Below are 20925 nucleotides of genomic sequence, written 5' to 3'. Positions count from 1 at the left end.
TTCCCTTTCCTCCTGTATCCCTTGTTGTCTCAGCAACTCCAAGGTTACAGGAAAGTGATGCTCAGGTGGTCATTTTTTTGATGAGCGAACCCCTGCAGGGTGGTCACAATTTAGATTAGCATTCACACAGACTCACAGACTCCAAACCAAAACTTAGGAGATTCCTCTTCACCAGGTACACACTACCGGTTATATGACGTTAAATTCATTTACCTTCTTAAGCAATTCCTCATTTAAACATAGAAAAGTCGGTAGTCAATGACAAGAAACCATGTCAAGGACTACCGACTATTTGTTTAGCCAATTGTATAGGTCCATCAGTGGAACAATCGGCGGGTAATTATTGTGTAAATTGTTACTTTTCCACTTTCCGTTTATGACCTTGCGAAATTCAATAACTCCTTTGCTGCTTCTTTTAAATCGTTTTTACAGCTAGACATCAAATCAGCGACGATGGAGCAATTATGTTTTTGTTCTTCAGAAAGTATACCTGCAAAGTGTAAAGCTTCAATATAAAAATATATACTTTCAAATTGTTTACGTTCCAGACTGACGTTGTAATTAATCTGTTTAAGCCTGTCTATACACTCACTGGCTAGTTCGTCGCCAAATCGTTCAAGCTGCAAAAAAATTTCTAATTCGGATTTAATGTATTTAAATGGTATATCGAGTCGATATCCGCTATGCACTGCATCATTCCAATAATCCAAGTACTCGCCAACTGAAAGTTGTGCGTTTTTCTCAAGTTCCTCTCGGTATTGTGCATCCTTTTCCTTGATGTTTGGAAAAACATCATAAAACAGTTCCTGTTCAATCGTTTTACGCATTGTTAAGCTATAATCCATATAATCATTTCCCGTAGATGCAAAAGCAATAAAGTTCTCCGTTTTGTTTAACGGCCCGAATGCTTTTTCATTGATTAACTGAACTGTTGCCTTCAAAGCTAACAGATAGTAACCGTCTTTAATTATTCCTGCTTCGAATGCTAATATTGGTGTATCGTCCTCATTTAAATCACTTTCGCCTTCGTCAAGATCCATTACCAAATATGCTAATCTTTCAAAATCATGAATTAACCTACCATGTTCCCCCATATGTTCATGCCAAAATTGAAAGTTAAAGTCACCTTGACTATACTTTAACGAGTTTTTATCACTTATATCCTGATATTTCCCTGGATATTTGTTCTGATATCGTTCCAATATCCCCTTAAATTGATCCATAGTGTTCAAGTAAATAAAAATGCTGTTATGCTCATCGGCGTATAAATTAAATACATATACTTTGTCATTATCAGTACTACTTGCAAAGGTATTGACTACGAATTTGCACCCTTCTGCCAAAGCATTAGCAAAGCATTCAGAAGTAACTATCTTAATTCCCTCTGGCTTTTCCAAAGAAAATTTCGCTTCATTATCATCGCACAATACAAAATATCCTTCCTGATCTATCGGTGTTCTTTCGTCAAGAAGTCGGCCAATTTTTGAGTAGTATGTATTCAAAGCAGATTCTCCAATCTTTAAACCTAAGTATTATATTCCATAAATTACAATTCGGCATTCAACAAGATTTCCCTTTTTCCTCCAATATAATAAACTCGTTGTATCCAACCCTAATCTTACCCGCGGCGGCCCCCAGATGTATTTTCTGTGCTATCGCTCTCCATTAGAGTTCAGAAATCCTTACATATCGGATATGCCGGGTCTCCAACCCACTTCTTGCGACCACAAATGTGCTTTCTGCATGATGTCCCAAACAATCGGACCCTTTCCTTCAACATATTTTGGGCGTTCATGCTTAAAGAGTGCCATCAGTCGGTGTTTTTCTTGAGCGTACCTCAAACAATCTGCGGGATGCATTCGTAAATAATCTCTGAAAAGCAAAGTCAGTTGCTCCGAAAAACTACCAGCTTGCCTTACATGAATGTGGGTCCTTCTAGTCTCTGGTATTTCTCGAAAGTATCTCTTTGTTTTGTCAGGATTTTCTTCCCGTAATACAAAACCCACGTATTCAATTTTATGCCTATAGCTTAATACATCATCGTAATGTGAAATCGATATTTGAATATCTATGACTGGTTTTGCATCCAAGCCAAAAACCGATGTTGAGCCAACATGATCAATACGAACTGCCAAATTTCCTAATGAATTTCTTAATTTAGAAGCTAAATCGCTAAATAGATTTTTCCATTCCGGATCGTGCGCAGCTATTCTCCATTGATCCTCCAAATTTTTTTCTCCTTTCACATTTTTATACATAAATTTTAACATATATTATAATATTTGGATGAAAAAATATAGATATCCTAAAGAGCGCAGGGTTTTGCATTCCTGCTCGTTACTTCAATTTAACAAGGAACGGTACCGCGTCGGTCTGTCCCTGTTATAGTTAAACTATCGTTTCCGCCTTAGCGGACAACTGACTACAAATTCATTCGATATACCCCAGCCTCACCCAGAAAATCTTTACTGTTCAATCCTTTTTCTCCAAGGAATATCCGATAATTCGTTATCGTGCCATCATGTGAAATAATGAATATTTTTTTATAGCTTTCCCCTACCCAATCTAATAACCGTTTAGCATATCCTTCAAAAATATCTTGTTCGATCCTATTAATCCCTTCTTTCCAGCAATCAAAATTGAAATCAAGAATTTTAGTATCTCCATAAAGATTTGTAATTTAAGTTTTAGAAAGGATCTGATCACAAGCTAAAAAAGGAAGATTGGGGTTCTGAGGAAACATTCTCGGACCAACAAATGGTGAAATAATAAAGTCCATACCGTTTTTTATAATAGTTGCCGTCTCAATTGTACGTTTAGTTGGGCTTACAAGAACTAGATCATCAGGATCTATTTTAATTTCATCTCGTAGCTGCGTTATTTGAAATTTGCCGTACTCTGTAAGACTAGGATGCAGAGTGTTCAACCGATTCGGATAATACCTCACGGTTCTCTTCACTCATATGATATATTTTTATCCCAGATAACGCCTTTATTTTATCAATCTTCGGATGGCTATCCACACAAATTGTCCCTAAAATAATATATTTAGAACTTGAGATTGCTTCATTAATCTATGTCCCAAATGGAGCGGATAACATTTGCATAAAGCCGGTCTCATCAATAACTGTTATTTTTTTCGTATTTAACGATAGCTCTACTGCACTTAAAGCAAGGTTTTCAAAAGCATCGATTTCAACTCCGTATCTTCCTATTCGAATTGAACTTTCGCTATCAACACTTGCAATTCGCTCAGCCTTGCCGCTAAGGGTAACGCAATTAAATCCGGTACGATTTGTGGAGTTTCTTATTTCTTCAGTGTAAAAACCACCAAAATACTCAGGACCGATTTTTTGTATAATTCGCTTTATCGCTGTTGATTTTCCTACTCGAGGTTTCCCGGTTAATAAAAAACATGACTCCAATTTCTTCACTCTCCCTACACTTTCATGGTTCTGTACTTGAATAATGGTTTTTCCCAATTATCGGAAATATCTCCATCATCGGTAATACGTATAAGTACCAATCGATATCTGCCTTCCGGTTTGTGTGAAGGATACCATCCTAAATCTAATGTCCTCTTGAAACTCCCAAACGAATTTATAGTCTTCATCACAAAAGTTTTCAGGATCAGACTGAGTGAAGTTATTCCAAATGACATTCCAATCATTAGGAATAATCAATGGTACATGTCCTGGTCTCATAACTTCTCCTTTACTTGGGTGTTTCAGCTAACGTATTTTTTTTGAATTTCCTAAAATCCGTCACACCTAAGATATTCGTGAAGTAACTATGCTATCCTGCCAGTTATTTTAATGAAAAAGCTTGCCGCGGCTTTCTGCTTCTTTAACTATCGATTCCCTGGTACTCAGGGTCAAAAGCAATATCGTTAATGTAACAATCAAAGCAAAAGTTGTGAATGCTCACGATATGCGTTATTGGCTAACGTAGAATCTGAAGCCTATTATTACCCAGCAGTTCACTCAACCGCGGAAGAACGGCGCTTTTAAAATGCTTCTCCATGCCCGCTGATTCGGGAGCATATTACAGCCAAAAAAGCACTTCTTTCACACCACCACATACATACAAAAAAAAGGCCTTTCGGCCTTTTTTGTTAACTGCATCTAGAGTAACCGCAGTTGCTGCAATTTTTGCAGCCCTCGGTGTTGATCAGCGACGCGGAGCCGCAGGATGGGCACAGGTCCAGCGAGGTGGCTGCGCTTTTGCTGACAGCGTAGCTGACTGCCGGAGCTTCCGCTACAACTTCCTGCGTTGCTGTGACAAATTGGTTCGCGCCTCCGTCGTCGACGCGGGACTCTTCGTGCATTTCCAGCGCCTTGGCGACTGCGTCGGCAATGGATTCCACGCGATTGACGCCAAATCCGATCGCGCCGGAACCGCCGATGCCTTTGAGATGCTTGACAAGCAGCTTGGCTTTGTCGCCATGGTTGCCGTAACGCAGGAACAAGGAGCAGACACGTCCAAGCGCTTCAGACATGGCAAATACGTCAGAGCCTGCTTTGCCCACGTTCAGGAAAATTTCTCCCGGCGTACCGTTCAAATCATTAATCGTGATATAGGCCATGCCAAACGGCGTGTTGATCTTATACGTGGCGCCGCGCAGGATTTGCGGGCGTTTTCTGTATTCGTTGTCGAACACTTTCTCTGTTTTCGCATCGACATTAACGGCCAGCGATGCGGAGATATTCTGCAAACTGCTTGCTTCTTTCTCGGCAGCAACAGCTTCCTTAGGTTCCGCGCTTGGCGCTTCAGCCGCAGGTTTCTCTTCTTTTTTCTCCGTTGAAAGCACTTGGACGTCGCGGCTGCCGTCGCGATAAATCGTTACGCCTTTGCAGCCCAGATCAAACGCCAATTCGTAAAGGCGTTTTGTTTCTTCAACGGTAAAGTCCGAAGGACAGTTGGCCGTTTTGGAGATGGAGCTGTCCACCCATTTCTGAATGGCCGCTTGAGCCCGGATATGATCTTCCGCAGACAGGTCCATCGCCGTTACGAAGTAGTCCGGCAGTTCATCGTTCGGATGCTGGTCTTTCCAATCTTGAGCGATCGGCACATATTGCTTGTCGAAGCCCAGACGGCTTTGACGGTAATATTCAAAAGCGAAATACGGCTCAATCCCGGTCGACGTGCCTACCATCGTTCCGGTGCTGCCCGTAGGCGCCTGGGTAATCACGGTTACGTTGCGCATGCCTTTCTTCTTAACAGCGGCGCCAACTTCGGGATAAACCGAGGTCATATTTTTCATAAAGCCGCTTTGCAGGAACTTCTCATCGTCAAAATGCTTAAAAGAACCTTTCTCTTCAGCAATGTCGGCAGACGCCAAATAAGCTTCCTTCGCCATAAAACCATACAATTTATCAAGGAATTGCAGCGATTCCGGACTGCCGTAACGGATCTCCAGCTTGATCATCAGCTCGGCCAGACCCATGGAGCCAAGTCCTACACGGCGTTCGCCTTGTTGGTTAGTACGGTTTTCTTCAAAATGATATGGCGTTTTGTCGATCACATTATCGAGAAAACGGGTAGAATAACGAACCACTTTGCCTAATTCATCCCATGCGACATCGTGTTTGTCGGCATCGTAGAACTTAGACAGATTGACCGCCGACAGATTGCAGACGCCCCATGCAGGCAGCCCTTGCTCACCGCACGGATTCGTACAGATGATCGGGTTGAAATACCAGCTGTTGGACATTTGGTTGTAATATTCCATAAAGACAACGCCCGGCTCCGCGGATTTCCATGCCGATTCGATAATCGTATGCCACACGTCGCGCGCTTTTACCGTACGGTACGGCTTGACTGGCTTGCCGAGCTTCTTCCACTTATCCAGGTCGCCATCCCACACTTGATCATAATCGGGATCGGTCGAGTCCGGATATACAAGCTCCCAGTCCAAATCTTCCTTAACAGCCTTCATAAAAGCGTTACTTACACAAACGGACAAGTTGGCGTTCGTAATCTGCCCCATCGTTTGCTTGACGGTAATAAAATCAACCACGTCCGGATGCCAGTCGTTAATCATCAGCATAAGCGCGCCGCGGCGGCTGCCTCCTTGCTCGATCAACCCTGTCGTATAGCTGAACAATCCGCCCCATGACACAGCGCCACTGGAAGATCCGTTAACGCCTTTGACGATCGCGCGGCGCGGACGCAGCGAAGACAAGTTAATGCCGACTCCGCCGCCGCGGGCCATAATTTCCGTCATTTCCGACAGCGTCGCCATAATGCCGCCGCGGCTGTCGTGCGGGGATGGAATAACATAACAGTTGAACAACGTGAGCTCGTCGCTGGCATCGGCTCCGGCCGCAATCCGGCCGCCCGGCACAAGCTTCCAATCATCTAAAATATATCTGAATTTATCGGTCCATTCTTTCTTCTTCTCCGGTGTCGCTTCCACGGAAGCCATTGCTTTAGCCAAACGATTCCACAGCTGGTCGGGAGTGCTTTCGGTAGACAGGGTCAGCTTCTCAATCGCCGACTCGAAAATCTCTCCGCTGCGGAGTTTGATTTTCACGTTGCGGCCTTCCCGGCTGATCACTTCTCCTACTTCTTTAGCCGGGAATTTCGGATCGTCCTTGGTTAACACAAGAACGGTATCGCCGACCTTGGTATGATTCGTATCGGCATCCTTAAGCGCGTAACGGTCGAGAAAGATTTTCTCGCTTAAACCTTCTAATTTATTCCCTTGCACTGTTTTCAACAAAAATAACCTCCTTGGGGCTTTCCGGACGAAAACTTGCACCGGCATTCTGATGCGCTTTCCGTGAGGAAGCTTGTTGTATCGTAAGTATGGATCGAGTCTTCCGTCAGGAAGATTCGTATCGTAGCTGTGGGCTGAGCTTAGCTGCCGAAAAACTTGCTCTTGCAATGGGTCCGGATTGTAAAAAAAGCCGGCTCAGGCGTTGACATAAGATGCACACTGCCAGTCAAAACGGGCTTTGCACCAGCCGGTGAAAAAGGCCTTCCGGAGCTTCTGACGCTGCTCTGAGGCGCCCGTTAAACAGGGCGAAAGCCCGGCATGACAAGGCTGCCGCACACCTCCAAAACCGCCAATAAAGCGCCTGTAAAACCATTTTCAACCACTTTTAAACATCAAAAAATTCCAATAATAATCACAATATCTGGTATGCGAAAATCATTATACAACACTATATGTTGTGTTTCTAATAGGTGAATGACGAAATTGAGTAATTAGGACAAGCAGGTCGTTGGTTTGCTTTTATTTTCTCCTTTTTGCTCTCTTTTTTGGTGGGCGGAAAAGAAGAAGAATCGACAATAACCGACTAAAAAAAGCCGTTTTCAGTACTTGACAATGCGGCTTATAGGTCTTACTTGCAGCAGCTCTTTTGGTTGCTTTGACGCACCTATACGAATCTGCTAACCTAGATTTAGCTTAGCATACAATTCTTACGAACACAAACAAATGTTCTCATCGGAGGTGTCACTTTGTATTTTTTTCAAGACCGATATGTGCCTAAGGAAGAGATTGCCGTGTCCCCGGATGACCGCGGATATTATTTTGGCGACGGCATTTATGAAGTATTCCGCGTATACGGCGGCAAGGTACTCGAGGGGAAAGCGCATTTTCAAAGATTCCAGCGCAGTGCGGACGGCGTGCGAATCCAGCTTCCCTATTCCGCCGAGGAATTGAATTCGATTGTTCATAAGCTCATCGACGTAAACCAGATAGCCGACGGCATCGTCTATATGCAGGTAACCCGAGGGGCGGCCCCACGGGCGCATGCGTTTCCGAAGCAGTCCGAACCGATCTTGCTGGCATACACAAGCGAGATGGAAAGACCGCTGGATACGATGCGCAAAGGGATCAGCGCCGTGACGCTGGAAGATACCCGCTGGCTGCACTGCGATCTCAAAACGTTAAATCTGCTGGCCAATGTCATCGCCAAACAACACGCGCTTGATCAAGGCGCCGGAGACGTCATTTTTCATCGCAGCGGAACTGTAACGGAATCCAGCTCCTCCAATTTTATGATGGTAAAACAAGGCGAGCTATACACACATCCGGCTAATAATCTGGTCCTGCACGGCATTACCCGCAGCGTTGTACTGCGCCTTGCGAAGCAATTGCATATTCCCGTGCACGAGCAGCCGTTTACGCTGGAGCAACTGCAACTGGCGGACGAAGCTTTCCTCACGTCGACGACTTCGGAAATTATGCCGGTCGTACAAATCGACGGTCGCGCCGTTGGCGACGGCATTCCCGGCCCGGTGTCCCGCAAGCTGCAGGCTGCCTTCGAGCAGGAAATCAGCGAGCTTACATAACCCTAGTTCAAATTTATGCTAAAAAAAGGACCTTCGAGGCGGCGCATCGCGCTACCTGCGAAGGTTCCATTGTTCAGTCCCGTATTTCTCCCTGACCAGCTGCCCGGCCAGTTCTTTCTCCCATTCGGACAGCTCGGAAACCGCCAGCTCCGCGCCAAGCCCCCGGGCAATCCCTTCGCGGAACGAAATCTCCACTTCCTGCAGATCGACCTCCGGCTGGTTTTGCAGCCGTTTGAGCTCGTTGATGGCAACCGCCTTGTGCGAGAACTGCTCCTTCAATCGGTCCCTGAGCCGCTCGTTTTTAAAAAGCAGCAGCCGGAACAACTGCTCGGCATCCAAATCAAGCAAAATGGAGCCGTGCTGCAGCACGACGTTTTTTTGCCGGGTTTGTGCGCTGCCGGCGACTTTGCGGCCTTCCACCACAAGCTCGTACCAGGAAGGAGAATCGAAACATGCGGCTGAGCCTAACGACTCATATTTTTGCTTCTCCTCCTCCGACGCAAGCTGCACCATCTTGGCATCGAGTCCTAGTCCTTGAAAACCGTACAATAGCCCTATGCTGAGTACCCGGTACGCTTCGGTCACGCTGCGCGGAATGCCAGGATAGTCCTCCGGTACAATGATGCTGTAAGTCAGCTCCCGGTCATGCAGCACCGCGCGCCCGCCGGTTGGCCGCCGCACGAAGCCGATCCCTTCACGCTCCAACTGCTCCGTATTGACCTCAGCCGCCTTTTGAAAATAACCGATCGACAGCGTCGGCGGATTCCAGCCGTAAAAACGCACCGTCGGCGCCGCTTTCCCTTCACTGACGGCGGTTAACACCGCCTCGTCGATCGCCATATTTTCCGCAGGCGAACAAGCGCCCGATTGTATAAAACGCCAAGCTTCCGACATTACTTCTCATCTCTTTTCATGCTGATATTTACTCCGGATTCCATGCCTTCGATATGAAACTCGCGAAGCGGTTGTTCGCCCGGCACGGGTTTTATGAAAGCAACCGTGCCGTCGTCGGCCAGCACCACGAATTCATCCTGCGAATGGGTCGCCGCTACAGGACGATGGTCCCAAGGGATAAACATTTGCTTGCGGGATGCCAGATCAAGCAGCGCTATCGGTTTCTCGATTTCACTTGTCTCCGTCACATCGTTTCTAATAATTAACGCTTTGCCGAGCAGCGCATCCATATGATAAGAATACGGCTTTGTATTCGATACGAAGTTATCGAATAGCTCGTATTTGCTTTGAGCAGGATTATAATGGTACACCTTATTGGACCATTCCGTTTTGGCACGCTGCGAAATCATCATGTAGATCTCGCCATTCGAGTCCAGCGCCACCTCATCGAGCGGATAACGTCTTGCTTCCTGGATTAATTTTCCCCAATCGCCGGTCGTCACATCCGCCTTATACAAATTAGAGCTCGTATCTTTATTATTTGAGGTGACAAAATAGACGTTTTTGCCGCTGCCTTCCGCATCTTCGATACCGCCGGGAACTAGCCACTCTTTCACCCATTTGCGCACCGACAGCTGAAAGATCCCGACTTTCGTATATTCCGCGCCCTTCTGGTCCGTTTTATCCGCTGCCGCCACCCATATGTAGTCGCCGTAGCTGTAGCACAATTTGGGCTGCATTTGCGGTGTGGCGATTTGCGTAAACGCATCGCCGGCTTTACCGCGCACATACAAGCCTTTGAAGGCTTGGGAATCGTTCGGATCGTATACGGCAACGGCGAGCCGTTCCGCCGTATATTCCACGCCGCTAATCGGCTGTTGTGTATGCAAGATGAGCTTCGATTGCTGCGTTTGGCTATTGACGCTGTATACGTTGTCCCTGCTTGACACGATGAGATCGCCTGTTTCGTCAAGCGCTTGCTTTACTTCCGAATCAACGGGGGTCTGCCGTTCCGGCTGGCTCCAAGGATACCGGCATCCTGCGCACACCGCGAGCAGCAACAGGCTGAGAGCCGCCTTCTTGCAATGGTTGATTTTGCGTTTCATAGATTCTCGCCTCCGCTACAACCATGATAAAGCATGCGGGCCGGGTTTTAAAGCTTTTAATTTCGAGCATACTATGGTTTAACGATTCATAGTCAAGCCGCTTTCGTTTTTCAAGCTTACGCAGCAGGCTTTCCTGCGGAAAGCCCAGCATATCCTTACGAAGCGGGCTTTCCTACGGAAAGCCCTTAGGAGGTACGGCAATGCAACCAACCGATCAAGTCATCACCCGCCAACTGAACAACCGGCTGCAGATTCATTTTGACCGCGAATGGTATGGGGAATTTGCCGCACGCTCGGAAAAAAACGGTCCTTGGGACGATTGGACCTTGTTTCAGCTTGCCTTGGAAGCGGAGCAGGCCCGGCTCATTCACAGCTTCGACGAGCTGCAATGCCTCGTGCATCTGCAGCAGCTGGTGCCGATGCAGCACCAGATCGACACCGCCAAAAAAGTGCTGACGGAGATGCGGGGACGGGCGATACTCGCCGACGAAGTGGGCCTGGGCAAAACGATTGAAGCCGGTCTCATCCTCAAAGAGTATATCGTGCGCGGCCTGGTCAAAAAAGCGCTGATCCTCGTACCCGCCTCCCTTGTGCTGCAGTGGGTCCGCGAGCTGAATCAAAAGTTCGGCATCAATGCCGTCGCCCAAAAAAAAGAATACATGTGGACCGGCTGTGACATTATCGTCGCTTCGATGGACACGGCCAAACGCGATCCGCACCGCGACATCGTCATGGGCATGGAATACGATATGCTGATCGTCGACGAAGCTCATAAACTTAAAAACAAAAAAACGACAAACTATCAATTCATCACCGATTTGAAAAAAAAATACTGCCTGCTGCTTACCGCAACCCCTGTGCAAAACGATCTGAAGGAGCTGTACAACCTGATCACCCTGCTGAAGCCGGGACAGCTCGGCGGGCAAGGCAATTTCCACGCCAATTTTGTCGTCGACAAGCGGATCCCGAAAAACGAAGAGCTGCTGCAGGCCGAGTTGTCCAAGGTGATGATCCGCAACCGGCGCTCCGACGGCAATGTCGCTTTTACCAAACGGTTTGTCAAAAATATCCCGCTTACTTTGTCAATGGAAGAGCAAGCGCTCTACGACGGTGTAACCGACTTCGTGAAGGGCCGCTATGAGGAAGCGGCGGGCGGCGATATGAGCAACATCCTTTCGCTGGTGACGCTGCAGCGGGAGGTATGTTCAAGCCGGGACGCCGTGTTTATAACACTGGTCAACATGTTTAAGAAAACAGCTGAAGATTCGCCGCTGCGCCCAAAAATATGGGAGCTTGTCGAACTGATCCGCAGTATTAAAGCCAACACCAAAGCCGAAAAGGTGCTTGAGCTGATTCAGGACATCAACGAAAAGGTGATCGTGTTCACCGAATACCGGGCGTCTCAAGAATATTTGCTGAACTACTTGAAAGAGCACAAGATTAGCGCAGTCCCTTACCGCGGCGGGATGAACCGGGGCAAAAAAGACTGGATGATGGACTTGTTCCGCGGCCGCGCTCAGGTCCTTGTCGCAACGGAAGCCGGAGGCGAAGGCATCAATCTGCAGTTTTGCAGCCATATGATTAATTTCGATTTGCCGTGGAATCCGATGCGGGTCGAGCAGCGAATCGGTCGAGTGCACCGCTTGGGCCAGCAAAACGACGTCAAGATCTACAATCTGTCCACCAACGGCACAATCGAAGAATATATCCTATCGCTGCTTCACGAAAAAATCAACATGTTCGAGCTGGTCATCGGCGAGCTGGATACGATACTGGAGAGGTTCGAGAAGAAGACGTCGCTTGAATCGCGGATCGCCAAAATGATTCTGGAATCCAGATCCGATGCGGACATCCGCCGGGAGATGGACGATCTCGGACGTTCGTTTACGACCATTCGCTCGGAATACGAACAGGAAGCAAGCAGCTCGCCTCATCCGGGGGCCATTCTTGACGCGGTAGGTCAGACACTGCCGAACAACTTTGAGGTGAGACCGTGAAAACCGGGGAAATCCAGCAATTTGTCATGAGGTATTTGGAAACCGAGCAATGCCAGATTATCGAGAAACATCCGGCTTATGTAACCGTCAAGCTGTCGCCTTCGGCAGACAGAGCGCTGACAAACCGCCCTTATTATTGGAGTTTTGTCGAACGTACCGGAGCCGCGCCGGAAACGATGACCTTCACCTTGGTGTTCGACCCGGACAAAGCTAAAGACGTGCTCGCCGCCAAATACCCGCAGGCAGGAGCAGCTTCCATGCCAGGCGCGGGCGCTGCCGGCGTTTACACGGCAAACCCGTCAGCGGCGCCCGGCGTTCCGATGCCGTCAGGCTCCCAGTCCCAGCCCGGCGGCGGCAACGGCTTGCCTTCCGTGAGCGCTTCGCCGGCTGGTTCGGAGCCCGTACCGGACGGTTCGGCCGAGCAAGCTCAATCTTCCCAACCGGATAGCATATTAGGCCGCTACTTCGGGTTTGTCCCGACACCCGTGGTCTCCCGAATGCCCAGGGATGATGTGACGTTTGGCAGCCGCCGTCTAGAGCAAATTTTCGATGCTGTCAAAGCCAAAGGCAAATACGTCCGGCTGTTCGAGGAACCGCCGCAGGGACACCGCTCCGCTCCCGCATCGCTGCCTTACGATTCATGGCTGCATGCCAACTATCTCGTGGAGTTCGCTTGCGATATGAAACGGACGGAGCTGCATTCGCTGGCCATTCGTTTGTCGACCGGCGAAATCAAGGAAGATTTCGATGAACTGCTGGACAACGTGAAGCTGACGCCGCGGCTGCCCGCCAACATTCATATCATCCCGGACAAAATGTCGCTTTCTCACGGCAGCAGCGTACTGGAGCGGTATTTGGAGAACCGGTTGAAGGATTATGACCACCGGTGGGCTGAGGAAGCCCATGACCGGCTGCTTGAAGAGCTGGAGCGCATCCGGCTGTATTACGAAAGCTTAATTAAAGCCGCGGAAGATGATAAAAAGCCGGATTTCGAAGGACAATACCGCAATCGCCAAGCCGAGATTGAGTGGCAGTACAGGCCCCGCGTACACATATCCGTCATAAACTGCGGTTTGTTTCATTTCCATACGCCGCAGCGACCGTGAAATGACGATTCTCGCTAAAAGGCAGCAAAAATAGAAGCGAAAAAAAAGTTTTCCGCTTGCACGTTCTAACAAACTTTTTAAGGCATAAACATTAGAATAAAAGCATACACATAAGGTTCCGGGCAGGTGAAAAAGTGAAAATGACCAAGCTTTCGGCAATCATAGCCGCCCTGATCGTGGGGACAGGCTTCTATACCGGAATTCCGCTGCCGGCCAAGGTACAGGAAACCACCTACGCCGCAACCGCTGCGGCCAGTCCGGATAACGCCGCCAACGTCGAAACGCACGCTGCCAATGCCGCAGCCGACATCGCACCCGCTCCGCAAGAACCAAAGAAGCCAGAATCGGTTCAAACTGAGCCGGCAGCCGAACCCGCTAAACCGTCAGGCACAGTCAGCGGCGACGCAGCGGCTTCCGCTCCCAAGGCGCCGGCGCAGCCGACGATGGACGCTTCCGTCAACGAATGGAAGTCCACCATCGCAAAGGAAAAAGGCTTCGAGCAGTGGAAAAACGCCAATTGGACAAGTTATCCGCTAGGTCCGGGCACTCATGGCTGGGTCGTTATCCTCAAGAAAGGCAGCGACGAGGTCGGTTATATGATCGTCCAAGCCGTCGAAGACGGAACGTACCGCCTCAGCGAATACGGCAGCGGCAAATACCCGTTATTCAGCTTGTCTACGCTGTACCGTTCTATGGTACAGCAGGAACTTATCGATATATCTTATGCAAAGTTTTCGCAAGCAAAGGAGCTGCAGGGGGAGCGGCTTTATTTTAACCCTCTGCAGGCAGTTTGGAAGGTCCGATTGAAGGATAAAACGTATATTATCGATGCTAAGACCGGCGAGCTGCTCCCCGTTCACGCTGCCGCGCTGCCGCAGGAAACAGCTAGTACAAACGGGCTCACCAAATCCCAAAGCTCGCATACGATATTGGAAAGGCTGGAGCTGCCCGGGTTCGATCCTTATGAAAAATTGCCCTGGGTTAAAGGCAAACCGCTGGAAGTGGACACGTTCGCCACACTCAAAAGCTTGCTCGCCGAGAAACAAAAATTGACTTATGTCGCTTATCTCTACGGTTACGAAGTGAATGTTCCGCTTGCGGTAACCGGTTACCATACATGGACAACAGGCGCTTACATGCTGGTCGACCAAGACGGTCCGCGGGCCGTCCACTATGACTCGCTGCCTTCATCGGCGCGATTTTACCGCTGAAGCGTTCGTCTTGTATAGACGAACAACGCGGTACATCCCTTTTGTTTTCTCTCCTCTCTCTTCCTATACTTGGAAAGCTTCGTTTTTTACCCATCGGAGATCTGGTATCGTCCCCGATGGTAAAAACAAGCTTTTCTTTTTTTTGTGCGGGATCGCGGGTTTAGCTAATCTCCCGCATGCTCACCGCCACGCTTGCGGTTATTCGCCCAGATCCGCACCGATAATGCGATTTGTCCGAACCACCGCGTCGCCCAATCTTCCCTCATCGATTTTTTGGACGATCTTGCCTGTTTCCGTTCTTCTTTTGGCGTATTCACAAACGCAAGAAATCGTTCCGTCACATACTTCACCCAATCTTCTCCGTCCATTTGAGCGGCTCCTTTTATTTTGCAATTTGCACAGCGGGTTCATTTGCTACTTATATTTTTGCCAGGATACCGCTTGTTGCAAACGTCAGAGACGGTGTAAAATGAAGGCGCAGCGTAAAATCACAGTTCCGGTTGGTAGTCCGGACGCATAGGCCGTAATCGGCGGTGTCAGTATCCTTCCCCCTCGGGATGTCCGTCGTCCGCGTTTTATTAAGAGGAGGGGTTTGAAATACCGCAGCCGCCACCCGAGCAAACGAAAAAAGCCCCCTGTCGATATGCACAGGGGGGCTTTTCATGGCGTTAAGGTGACGAAGCAGGATTAGCTATGTTTTCCCGGTGCCGTTAAACGGATTCGCGCCGACATGCTTGCGCCATTCCTGCGGCTCATCCGCTTCCACAGCCCGCCCGGGCTGATCTTGAAGTATGTCCGGCGATTCTCCGACAAGTTCCTCCGAAAATTCGGCATGCGACGATCCGTCATAAAAATGAGGAAACGTTTTATTCTTATCCAACTCCCCACCTCCACATCGATATAATACAATAATACCCATTATTGAAAATTTGTACTACATGATTTTGAATGGAGAGCAAAAAAAAGAAACCCGCATATCAACGGGTTCCTTCTCTGCTGAGAGTATGATTAGAATTGTTTTGCCGTTTCTTTGGCTTTCTCAAGCGCTTTTTCTTTGATCGATTGTGCTTGATCCGGGAAAGCGTTCATGCCTTCGACAAAAATGCCTTCGAAGTTGGTTACGCCATGGAATTGCATAATTTTTTTCAGGAAGCTATGGCCGCTTTCGAAACCTGCAGCAGGACCTTCGGAATAAACGCCGCCGCTAGCTTGGATATGGATCGCTTTTTTGTCGCTAAGCAGGCCTACAGGACCATTTTCGGTATATTTAAACGTTTTGCCGGCCATACAGATCGCATCGATATACGCTTTAAGCACCGGCGGGAAAGAGAAGTTCCACATTGGAGATACATAGACATATTTGTCAGCAGCGACATATTGGTCGACGATTTCATTCAAACGAGCCACTTTCGCTTTTTCGGCGTCGCTTAATTGATCAAACGAAGAACCGGAACGCAGCTTGCCCCAGCCGCTGAATACGTCGGCATCGATATGCGGGATGTTCAAGTTATACAAATCAAGGGTAACGACTTCGTCACCAGGATTCGCTTCGCGGTAAGATTCGATAAACTGTTTGCCTACAGCCATGCTGTAAGAAGCTTGATGATCCAAAGGATGTGCGGTGATATACAATACTGTTGCCATATTGAAGTTCCTCCCAATTAATCTGATTGTCTTTCTCTTTCTTTATTATATACTTATTTTTAGTAAGAATCAAACTAAAAATTACTTACCGAATTTTCTGAATAATCTGCTCTTTAGGAAGTAAAAACCTGAGTCATTCACGCAAATAAATCCGTGAAAGCTCAGGTCGTTTTCAATATGATAATTCGTATTATTAAATTTTCTCAGGGGCTTCCAGACCGATCAGCCTCAAGCCGTTGACCATCGTAATTTGCGTACACTTGACAAGTGCAAGGCGCGCCGCACGCAATTCCGGGTCTTCCACATTAAGAATCGGGCATTCGTGGTAAAAACGATTAAAGCTTTGCGCCAAGTCGACCAAATATCGGCTGACGATAGACGGCTCCAGCTTGTTCATCGCTTGCTCCACCCGTTCCGCAAACAAATAAATTTCTTTCAGCACGGCAACAGCTTCCGCATTTTCCAGCTTGGCCGGATTCAACGTTCCCGTATGGGCGGGCAGCTCGTTAGAATCGCTGCCGTTGGCTTTACGCAGGATGCTGCAGGCGCGGGCTTGCGTATATTGCACGTAAGGTCCCGATTCGCCTTCGAAATTCAGTGCGTCTTCCCAGGAAAAGACGACATCCTTAACCCTATTATTGCTCAAATCGTTAAAAATAATCGCCCCGACGCCAACCTTCCGTGCGACCTCTTCTTTGTTTTCCATATTCGGATTTTTCTGCTCGATAATGTCCCGTGTTTTGTCGATCGCCTGCGTCAGCAGCTCTTCAAGCCGGATAACGTTGCCTTTGCGGGTGGACAGCTTGGCGCCTTCCAGGCTGACCTTGCCAAACGGCACGTGCTGCAGGTTTTTCGCCCAATCGTAGCCCATCAACTCGATGACTTTGAACCACTGCTGAAAATGCAAGCTTTGGCCAGCGTCGGTCACATAAATCGCCTTTTCAAAATCGTACGTATTATGGCGGTATATCGCCGCTGTCACGTCGCGTGTATGGTACAACGTGCCGCCGTCTTTTTTGACCATGAGCGCAGGAGGCATGTTGTAATCCTCAAGCCGCACCAGGAGCGCTCCGTCATCTTCTTGAAGCAAGTTTTTTTGCTTCAGCTCGTCCAACACGGGAGCCATCTTGTCATTATAGAAGCTTTCACCGGCATAGGAATCAAACCGTACGCCAAGCAGTTCGTACATCTTCTGGAATTCCTTCAGACTGATCTCAACAAACCATTTCCACAGCTTCAGCGCTTCCTCGTCGCCTTGCTCCAGCTTGACAAACCAGGCACGGGCTTCGTCCTCCAGCTCGGGGCGGGTTTCCGCTTCATCATGCAACTTTACATAAATGCGCTGCAGCTCGTCGATGCCTTCGGCTTCCACAGCGGCTTCGCTGCCCCAATTTTTGTAAGCGACGATCAGCTTGCCGAATTGCGTGCCCCAATCTCCCAAATGGTTGATGCCGATACAATTGTAGCCTTCGTATTGAAAAATGTTGTAAATCGCGTTGCCGATCATCGTGGACCGCAAGTGACCGATATGGAACGTCTTGGCAATGTTCGGCGACGAAAAGTCGATGACGATATTGCGCCCGTTGCCGATATTTTGCGAGCCGTAGCGGTCTTTTTTTGAAAGCACCTCGCTAATTACACTTTCGGCAAAAGCCGCTTTGTTCAGGAACACGTTCACATAGCCGGCAACCGCATCCACACTCGCAAAAGCGCCTTGAGGCTGCCACTTCGTCTTGATCTCCTCGGCAATCGCCTGCGGCGCTTTACGCAGCTGTTTGCTCAGCTTAAAGCACGGCAGCGACAAATCGCCCATCTGCGGGTTGGGCGGATATTCGATCAGGTCCGCCAATTGGTCGCGGCCGATTCCTTCCACATGAGCCGCAAGTTGATCGGCCAGCAGTATTTTATAATCCATAATAATCCCCTTTCTGATCCCCTCAAGAAAAACATGATTTATGCAATAAAGCACCCCTTGCGGGGTGCCTTTTTTCAATGTATAAGCCTACCACCATAACATGAAGATAACATAACAATATTATAAAGAGTGCCCATGACAGAGTCAAGTTTTACCTTTGCAGGTTATCACCGCGATACTCCGCTTTATTCCAAGTTACGAAACGCGGAATTTGCGCACCTTCGACTCCAATTCTTCGGATAAATGTTTGATTCCGCGCGAACTTTCGGCGATCCGCTCCATGGAAAGCAGCTGTGTTTCCGCCCCGCTGGCAATCTGTTCGGAATTCGCCGCAAACTTGCGCGCGATACCCGCCACCTCCGAGACGGAAGAGGCAACCTGCTCCGTACCTGCGGATATTTGCTCGGATATCGCCGATACACTGATGACCTGGTCGTTGACCGACTGCGCTTTTTCATAGATCAGGCGGAATGAGCGTTCAAGCCGTACCAGTACATCTTCGCCGGCCCGCACCTCGTCTTCTTCCTGTTTCATCACATGTGTCATTTGCGAAATGTTCTCCTGGATGTGCCCGATCAGCTCGGAAATCCGTTCAGCCGATACCTTGGACTGCTCGGCCAGCTTCCGCACCTCGCTTGCCACCACGGCAAAACCGCGCCCTTGGTCCCCGGCACGCGACGCTTCAATTGAAGCGTTAAGCGCTAACAAATTCGTTTGGGAAGCAATCTCATTCATGACTTCCATGATGCTGCCGATTTCGCTTGAATCTTTCTCCAAATCCGCTACAACCGTACCCGTACGGCCAACGGACTCATGAATCCGCTGCATTTGCCGCACCACCCGCTCCATCTCGGCTGATCCGGTTTCCGCATTTGCGACCGTATCTTGCATCAATTCGGACATGACTTGGGTACGCTCAGCTATTTGCGTCACACCGATCGCCATCTGTTCCGTAGAAGCCGCTGTTTCCACCGCATTTTGTTCTTGAAGTTTGGCCCCTTCGGCAATTTGTTGGAACGCTTCGGTCATGCGATGGATCGAAACCGTTCCTTGCTGCGATTCATCGGCCAATTGAACGGAGTTCCCGTTAACCTCATTGGTCGTATAATTGATCGTATCGATCATTTCACGCAAACTGTGGGTCATCGCGTTGACGGAACGAGCCAACCGTCCCAATTCGTCATTGCTGCGAACATGGATATCGGCGCCGGTCAAATCGCCGCTTGCAATACTTTGTACGCGGGCGCCAATCGGCCCGATCGGTTTCATCATCCTGTGGATGATCCAAAAAGCGAGCAGCGCACAGACGATTGGGAAAATACCGCCGGCTTGCAGTGTGAACGTCAGCATGCTCCAAGTGCGTTCGCTAATAATTTTGGCGTCGAAATCAATCGCCATTAGCGCCACAATCTCTTGCCCGGCATCGTGATTTTTATAAATCGGGGCATAACCCGTCTTTCTCTCCGCGCCGCCGTATGTATATATAGTAGAAGCGACAGGATGTTTCATCTGCTTCAGCATCTCCGCATCTTTGGAATCGATGTAGAAGTCATCCCCTGCCTTAAAACCTTGCTGCTGCAATCTTTTGTCCACAGCGAGCAGCTTTCCGTCCAAGGTCATGATCGATGCATTTTTAAAAATGGGCTTGTGATCAACGATCCAATCCAGCTTCATCTGCATATCAGCCGTTACTTTGCCTGCGGCTAATCCTTCGATATCATTCACACTTAATAAACCGGACGTAATATTCGCGCATCCGATTAATTCTTCCCCCGCCGCTTCATCAATCTGTTTGTAGTTTACATGATACCCGATTGCAACAAGCGAAACGACGCTGAACAATACCGTTGCGACTACAAGTAAAATCACCTTCGAAACGATCCCCAATTTCATTAAATCCCCTCTTCATGTTGTGAATTTCCCATAATTTTCATCATAATGCATACGGATTCATCATACAACAACCTGTTCCGATACGCAGCAATATTATATACTTTTTAGAGAAATTTGACGTTTGATTGGTGGATCGAGACCATTGTGACTTTCATATGGTAAAATTAGGACAGCGGTGGCAAAAAAAGAAAACGCAGTTACTGCAAGGAGGTAACAAATTGAATAGCACAGCTTTCAAGCAAGTTGTTCATTCGGAAGAAGAATTAAGGTCGTTGTTCGGATACCCCGGCGAACTGGTCAAAAACAAATGTATCGATTCTATTGACGCTCACTGCCGCGATTACATAAGCAAAACGCCGCTGCTATTTATCGCCACCAGCGATTCGACCGGCTGCTGCGACGTTTCTCCGCGAGGGGATGCGGAAGGATTCGTTTGCGTCTTGAACGATAAGCATCTTGTCATACCCGAGCGGCCCGGCAACAGACGTTTCGATTCTTTGCGAAACATCCTAGCGAATCCTCAAATCGGATTAATTTTTATCATCCCCGGGCTTGAGGAAACCTTAAGAATCAACGGCCGGGCAGCCATTGTCAAGGACCCTGACATCATGGAACGGATGGCGGCACACGGCAAAACCCCGCTTGTCGGCATCGGAGTGGAGGTTGAAGAGTGCTACATCCACTGCGCCAAAGCGTTTAAACGATCGCAATGTTGGGATCCCGGGCATTGGCCGGCCAAAGAAGATTTGCCAAGGCCTGCGGCCATCATAGCCGCACATGTCAAACATATGGGCGTCACCGAAGAAGACGTCGCCCAATCGCTGAAAGAAAGCTACGAGAAACGTTTATATTAAA

General features: G+C 48.4%; 17 protein-coding genes. 5 read left to right on the top strand and 12 right to left on the bottom strand.

The features are described 5' to 3' along the window. Positions 1 to 374: 374 nt before the first annotated feature. The 5 genes from EYB31_RS27240 to EYB31_RS27220 form a co-directional block, all read right to left on the bottom strand. A complete protein-coding gene (locus tag EYB31_RS27240; protein WP_165452650.1) occupies positions 375 to 1502 on the bottom strand; it encodes a DUF4303 domain-containing protein in 1128 nt (375 codons plus the stop codon). Between the two features lie 180 nt (positions 1503 to 1682). After that, the gene (locus EYB31_RS27235) at positions 1683 to 2228 is read right to left on the bottom strand and encodes a GrpB family protein (RefSeq protein ID WP_131016626.1); all 546 of its coding nucleotides are present in this window, start codon (positions 2226 to 2228) and stop codon (positions 1683 to 1685) included. A gap of 452 nt (positions 2229 to 2680) precedes the next feature. Further along, the gene (locus EYB31_RS40995) at positions 2681 to 2947 is read right to left on the bottom strand and encodes a histidine phosphatase family protein (protein WP_240762909.1); all 267 of its coding nucleotides are present in this window, start codon (positions 2945 to 2947) and stop codon (positions 2681 to 2683) included. 127 nt (positions 2948 to 3074) lie between these two features. Further along, positions 3075 to 3482: a nucleoside-triphosphatase gene (locus EYB31_RS27225; RefSeq protein WP_131016624.1), complete on the bottom strand. Its 408-nt coding sequence runs from the start codon at positions 3480 to 3482 to the stop codon at positions 3075 to 3077. A gap of 632 nt (positions 3483 to 4114) precedes the next feature. Beyond that, positions 4115 to 6721 carry an adenosylcobalamin-dependent ribonucleoside-diphosphate reductase gene (locus tag EYB31_RS27220; RefSeq protein WP_131016622.1) on the bottom strand — a complete coding sequence of 869 codons (2607 nt, stop codon included), beginning with the start codon at positions 6719 to 6721 and terminating at the stop codon, positions 4115 to 4117. Between the two features lie 746 nt (positions 6722 to 7467). Between EYB31_RS27220 and dat the strand changes: the two genes are divergently transcribed. Next, positions 7468 to 8304 (top strand): D-amino-acid transaminase, encoded by an 837-nt coding sequence (gene dat / locus EYB31_RS27215; protein ID WP_131016620.1) that lies wholly within the window; start codon positions 7468 to 7470, stop codon positions 8302 to 8304. A gap of 51 nt (positions 8305 to 8355) precedes the next feature. Here the strand turns inward: dat and EYB31_RS27210 are convergent, their stop codons facing one another. Then, positions 8356 to 9198 carry a lipoate--protein ligase family protein gene (locus EYB31_RS27210; RefSeq protein WP_131016618.1) on the bottom strand — a complete coding sequence of 281 codons (843 nt, stop codon included), beginning with the start codon at positions 9196 to 9198 and terminating at the stop codon, positions 8356 to 8358. Next, complete coding sequence (locus EYB31_RS27205; RefSeq protein WP_131016616.1) at positions 9198 to 10304, bottom strand: hypothetical protein; 1107 nt, start codon at positions 10302 to 10304, stop codon at positions 9198 to 9200. The genes EYB31_RS27210 and EYB31_RS27205 overlap by 1 nt, the downstream gene beginning before the upstream one ends. Before the next feature lie 200 nt (positions 10305 to 10504). Between EYB31_RS27205 and EYB31_RS27200 the strand changes: the two genes are divergently transcribed. The 3 genes from EYB31_RS27200 (at position 10505) to EYB31_RS27190 (ending at position 14618) form a co-directional block, all read left to right on the top strand. Next, complete coding sequence (locus EYB31_RS27200; RefSeq protein WP_131016615.1) at positions 10505 to 12301, top strand: DEAD/DEAH box helicase; 1797 nt, start codon at positions 10505 to 10507, stop codon at positions 12299 to 12301. Beyond that, positions 12298 to 13407 (top strand): YqhG family protein, encoded by a 1110-nt coding sequence (locus EYB31_RS27195; RefSeq protein WP_131016613.1) that lies wholly within the window; start codon positions 12298 to 12300, stop codon positions 13405 to 13407. The genes EYB31_RS27200 and EYB31_RS27195 overlap by 4 nt, the downstream gene beginning before the upstream one ends. Positions 13408 to 13547: 140 nt before the next feature. Then, positions 13548 to 14618, top strand: coding sequence for a hypothetical protein (locus EYB31_RS27190; RefSeq protein ID WP_131016611.1), 1071 nt, complete (start codon positions 13548 to 13550; stop codon positions 14616 to 14618). A gap of 164 nt (positions 14619 to 14782) precedes the next feature. Here the strand turns inward: EYB31_RS27190 and EYB31_RS27185 are convergent, their stop codons facing one another. The 5 genes from EYB31_RS27185 to EYB31_RS27165 all read right to left on the bottom strand — a co-directional run bounded on the left by EYB31_RS27185 (position 14783) and on the right by EYB31_RS27165 (position 20070). Further along, positions 14783 to 14986, bottom strand: a complete 204-nt coding sequence (locus EYB31_RS27185; protein ID WP_131016609.1) for a YqzE family protein — start codon at positions 14984 to 14986, stop codon at positions 14783 to 14785. A 323-nt stretch (positions 14987 to 15309) separates the two neighbouring features. Next, a complete protein-coding gene (locus tag EYB31_RS27180; protein WP_131016607.1) occupies positions 15310 to 15498 on the bottom strand; it encodes a hypothetical protein in 189 nt (62 codons plus the stop codon). Positions 15499 to 15626: 128 nt separating this feature from the next. Next, positions 15627 to 16262 (bottom strand): FMN-dependent NADH-azoreductase, encoded by a 636-nt coding sequence (locus tag EYB31_RS27175; RefSeq protein WP_131016606.1) that lies wholly within the window; start codon positions 16260 to 16262, stop codon positions 15627 to 15629. Positions 16263 to 16455: 193 nt separating this feature from the next. Then, entirely contained in the window at positions 16456 to 18177 is a 1722-nt protein-coding gene (argS, locus tag EYB31_RS27170; RefSeq protein ID WP_131016605.1) for an arginine--tRNA ligase, read from the bottom strand. 195 nt (positions 18178 to 18372) lie between these two features. Further along, positions 18373 to 20070 carry a methyl-accepting chemotaxis protein gene (locus EYB31_RS27165; protein WP_131016603.1) on the bottom strand — a complete coding sequence of 566 codons (1698 nt, stop codon included), beginning with the start codon at positions 20068 to 20070 and terminating at the stop codon, positions 18373 to 18375. A gap of 218 nt (positions 20071 to 20288) precedes the next feature. Between EYB31_RS27165 and EYB31_RS27160 the strand changes: the two genes are divergently transcribed. Then, a complete protein-coding gene (locus tag EYB31_RS27160) occupies positions 20289 to 20924 on the top strand; it encodes a pyridoxamine 5'-phosphate oxidase family protein (protein WP_131016601.1) in 636 nt (211 codons plus the stop codon). Position 20925 lies beyond the last annotated feature (1 nt).

Origin of the sequence: Paenibacillus thalictri (assembly GCF_004307995.1) — a bacterium.
Lineage (GTDB): Bacteria > Bacillota > Bacilli > Paenibacillales > NBRC-103111 > Paenibacillus_AF > Paenibacillus_AF thalictri.
The sequence above is the reverse complement of the archived record's forward strand: the minus strand, read 5'-3'. Positions and strand labels throughout refer to the sequence as shown.

What these genes read in the sequence shown, in the direction of transcription:
- EYB31_RS27190 (WP_131016611.1), top strand. Translation starts at nt 13,548, where the DNA reads ATGACCAAGCTTTCGGCAATCATAGCCGCCCTGATCGTGGGGACAGGC.
- EYB31_RS27210 (WP_131016618.1), bottom strand. Translation starts at nt 9,198, where the DNA reads ATGTCGGAAGCTTGGCGTTTTATACAATCGGGCGCTTGTTCGCCTGCG.
- EYB31_RS27175 (WP_131016606.1), bottom strand. Translation starts at nt 16,262, where the DNA reads ATGGCAACAGTATTGTATATCACCGCACATCCTTTGGATCATCAAGCT.
- EYB31_RS27185 (WP_131016609.1), bottom strand. Translation starts at nt 14,986, where the DNA reads ATGGACGGAGAAGATTGGGTGAAGTATGTGACGGAACGATTTCTTGCG.
- EYB31_RS27165 (WP_131016603.1), bottom strand. Translation starts at nt 20,070, where the DNA reads ATGAAATTGGGGATCGTTTCGAAGGTGATTTTACTTGTAGTCGCAACG.
- EYB31_RS27205 (WP_131016616.1), bottom strand. Translation starts at nt 10,304, where the DNA reads ATGAAACGCAAAATCAACCATTGCAAGAAGGCGGCTCTCAGCCTGTTG.
- argS (WP_131016605.1), bottom strand. Translation starts at nt 18,177, where the DNA reads ATGGATTATAAAATACTGCTGGCCGATCAACTTGCGGCTCATGTGGAA.
- EYB31_RS27200 (WP_131016615.1), top strand. Translation starts at nt 10,505, where the DNA reads ATGCAACCAACCGATCAAGTCATCACCCGCCAACTGAACAACCGGCTG.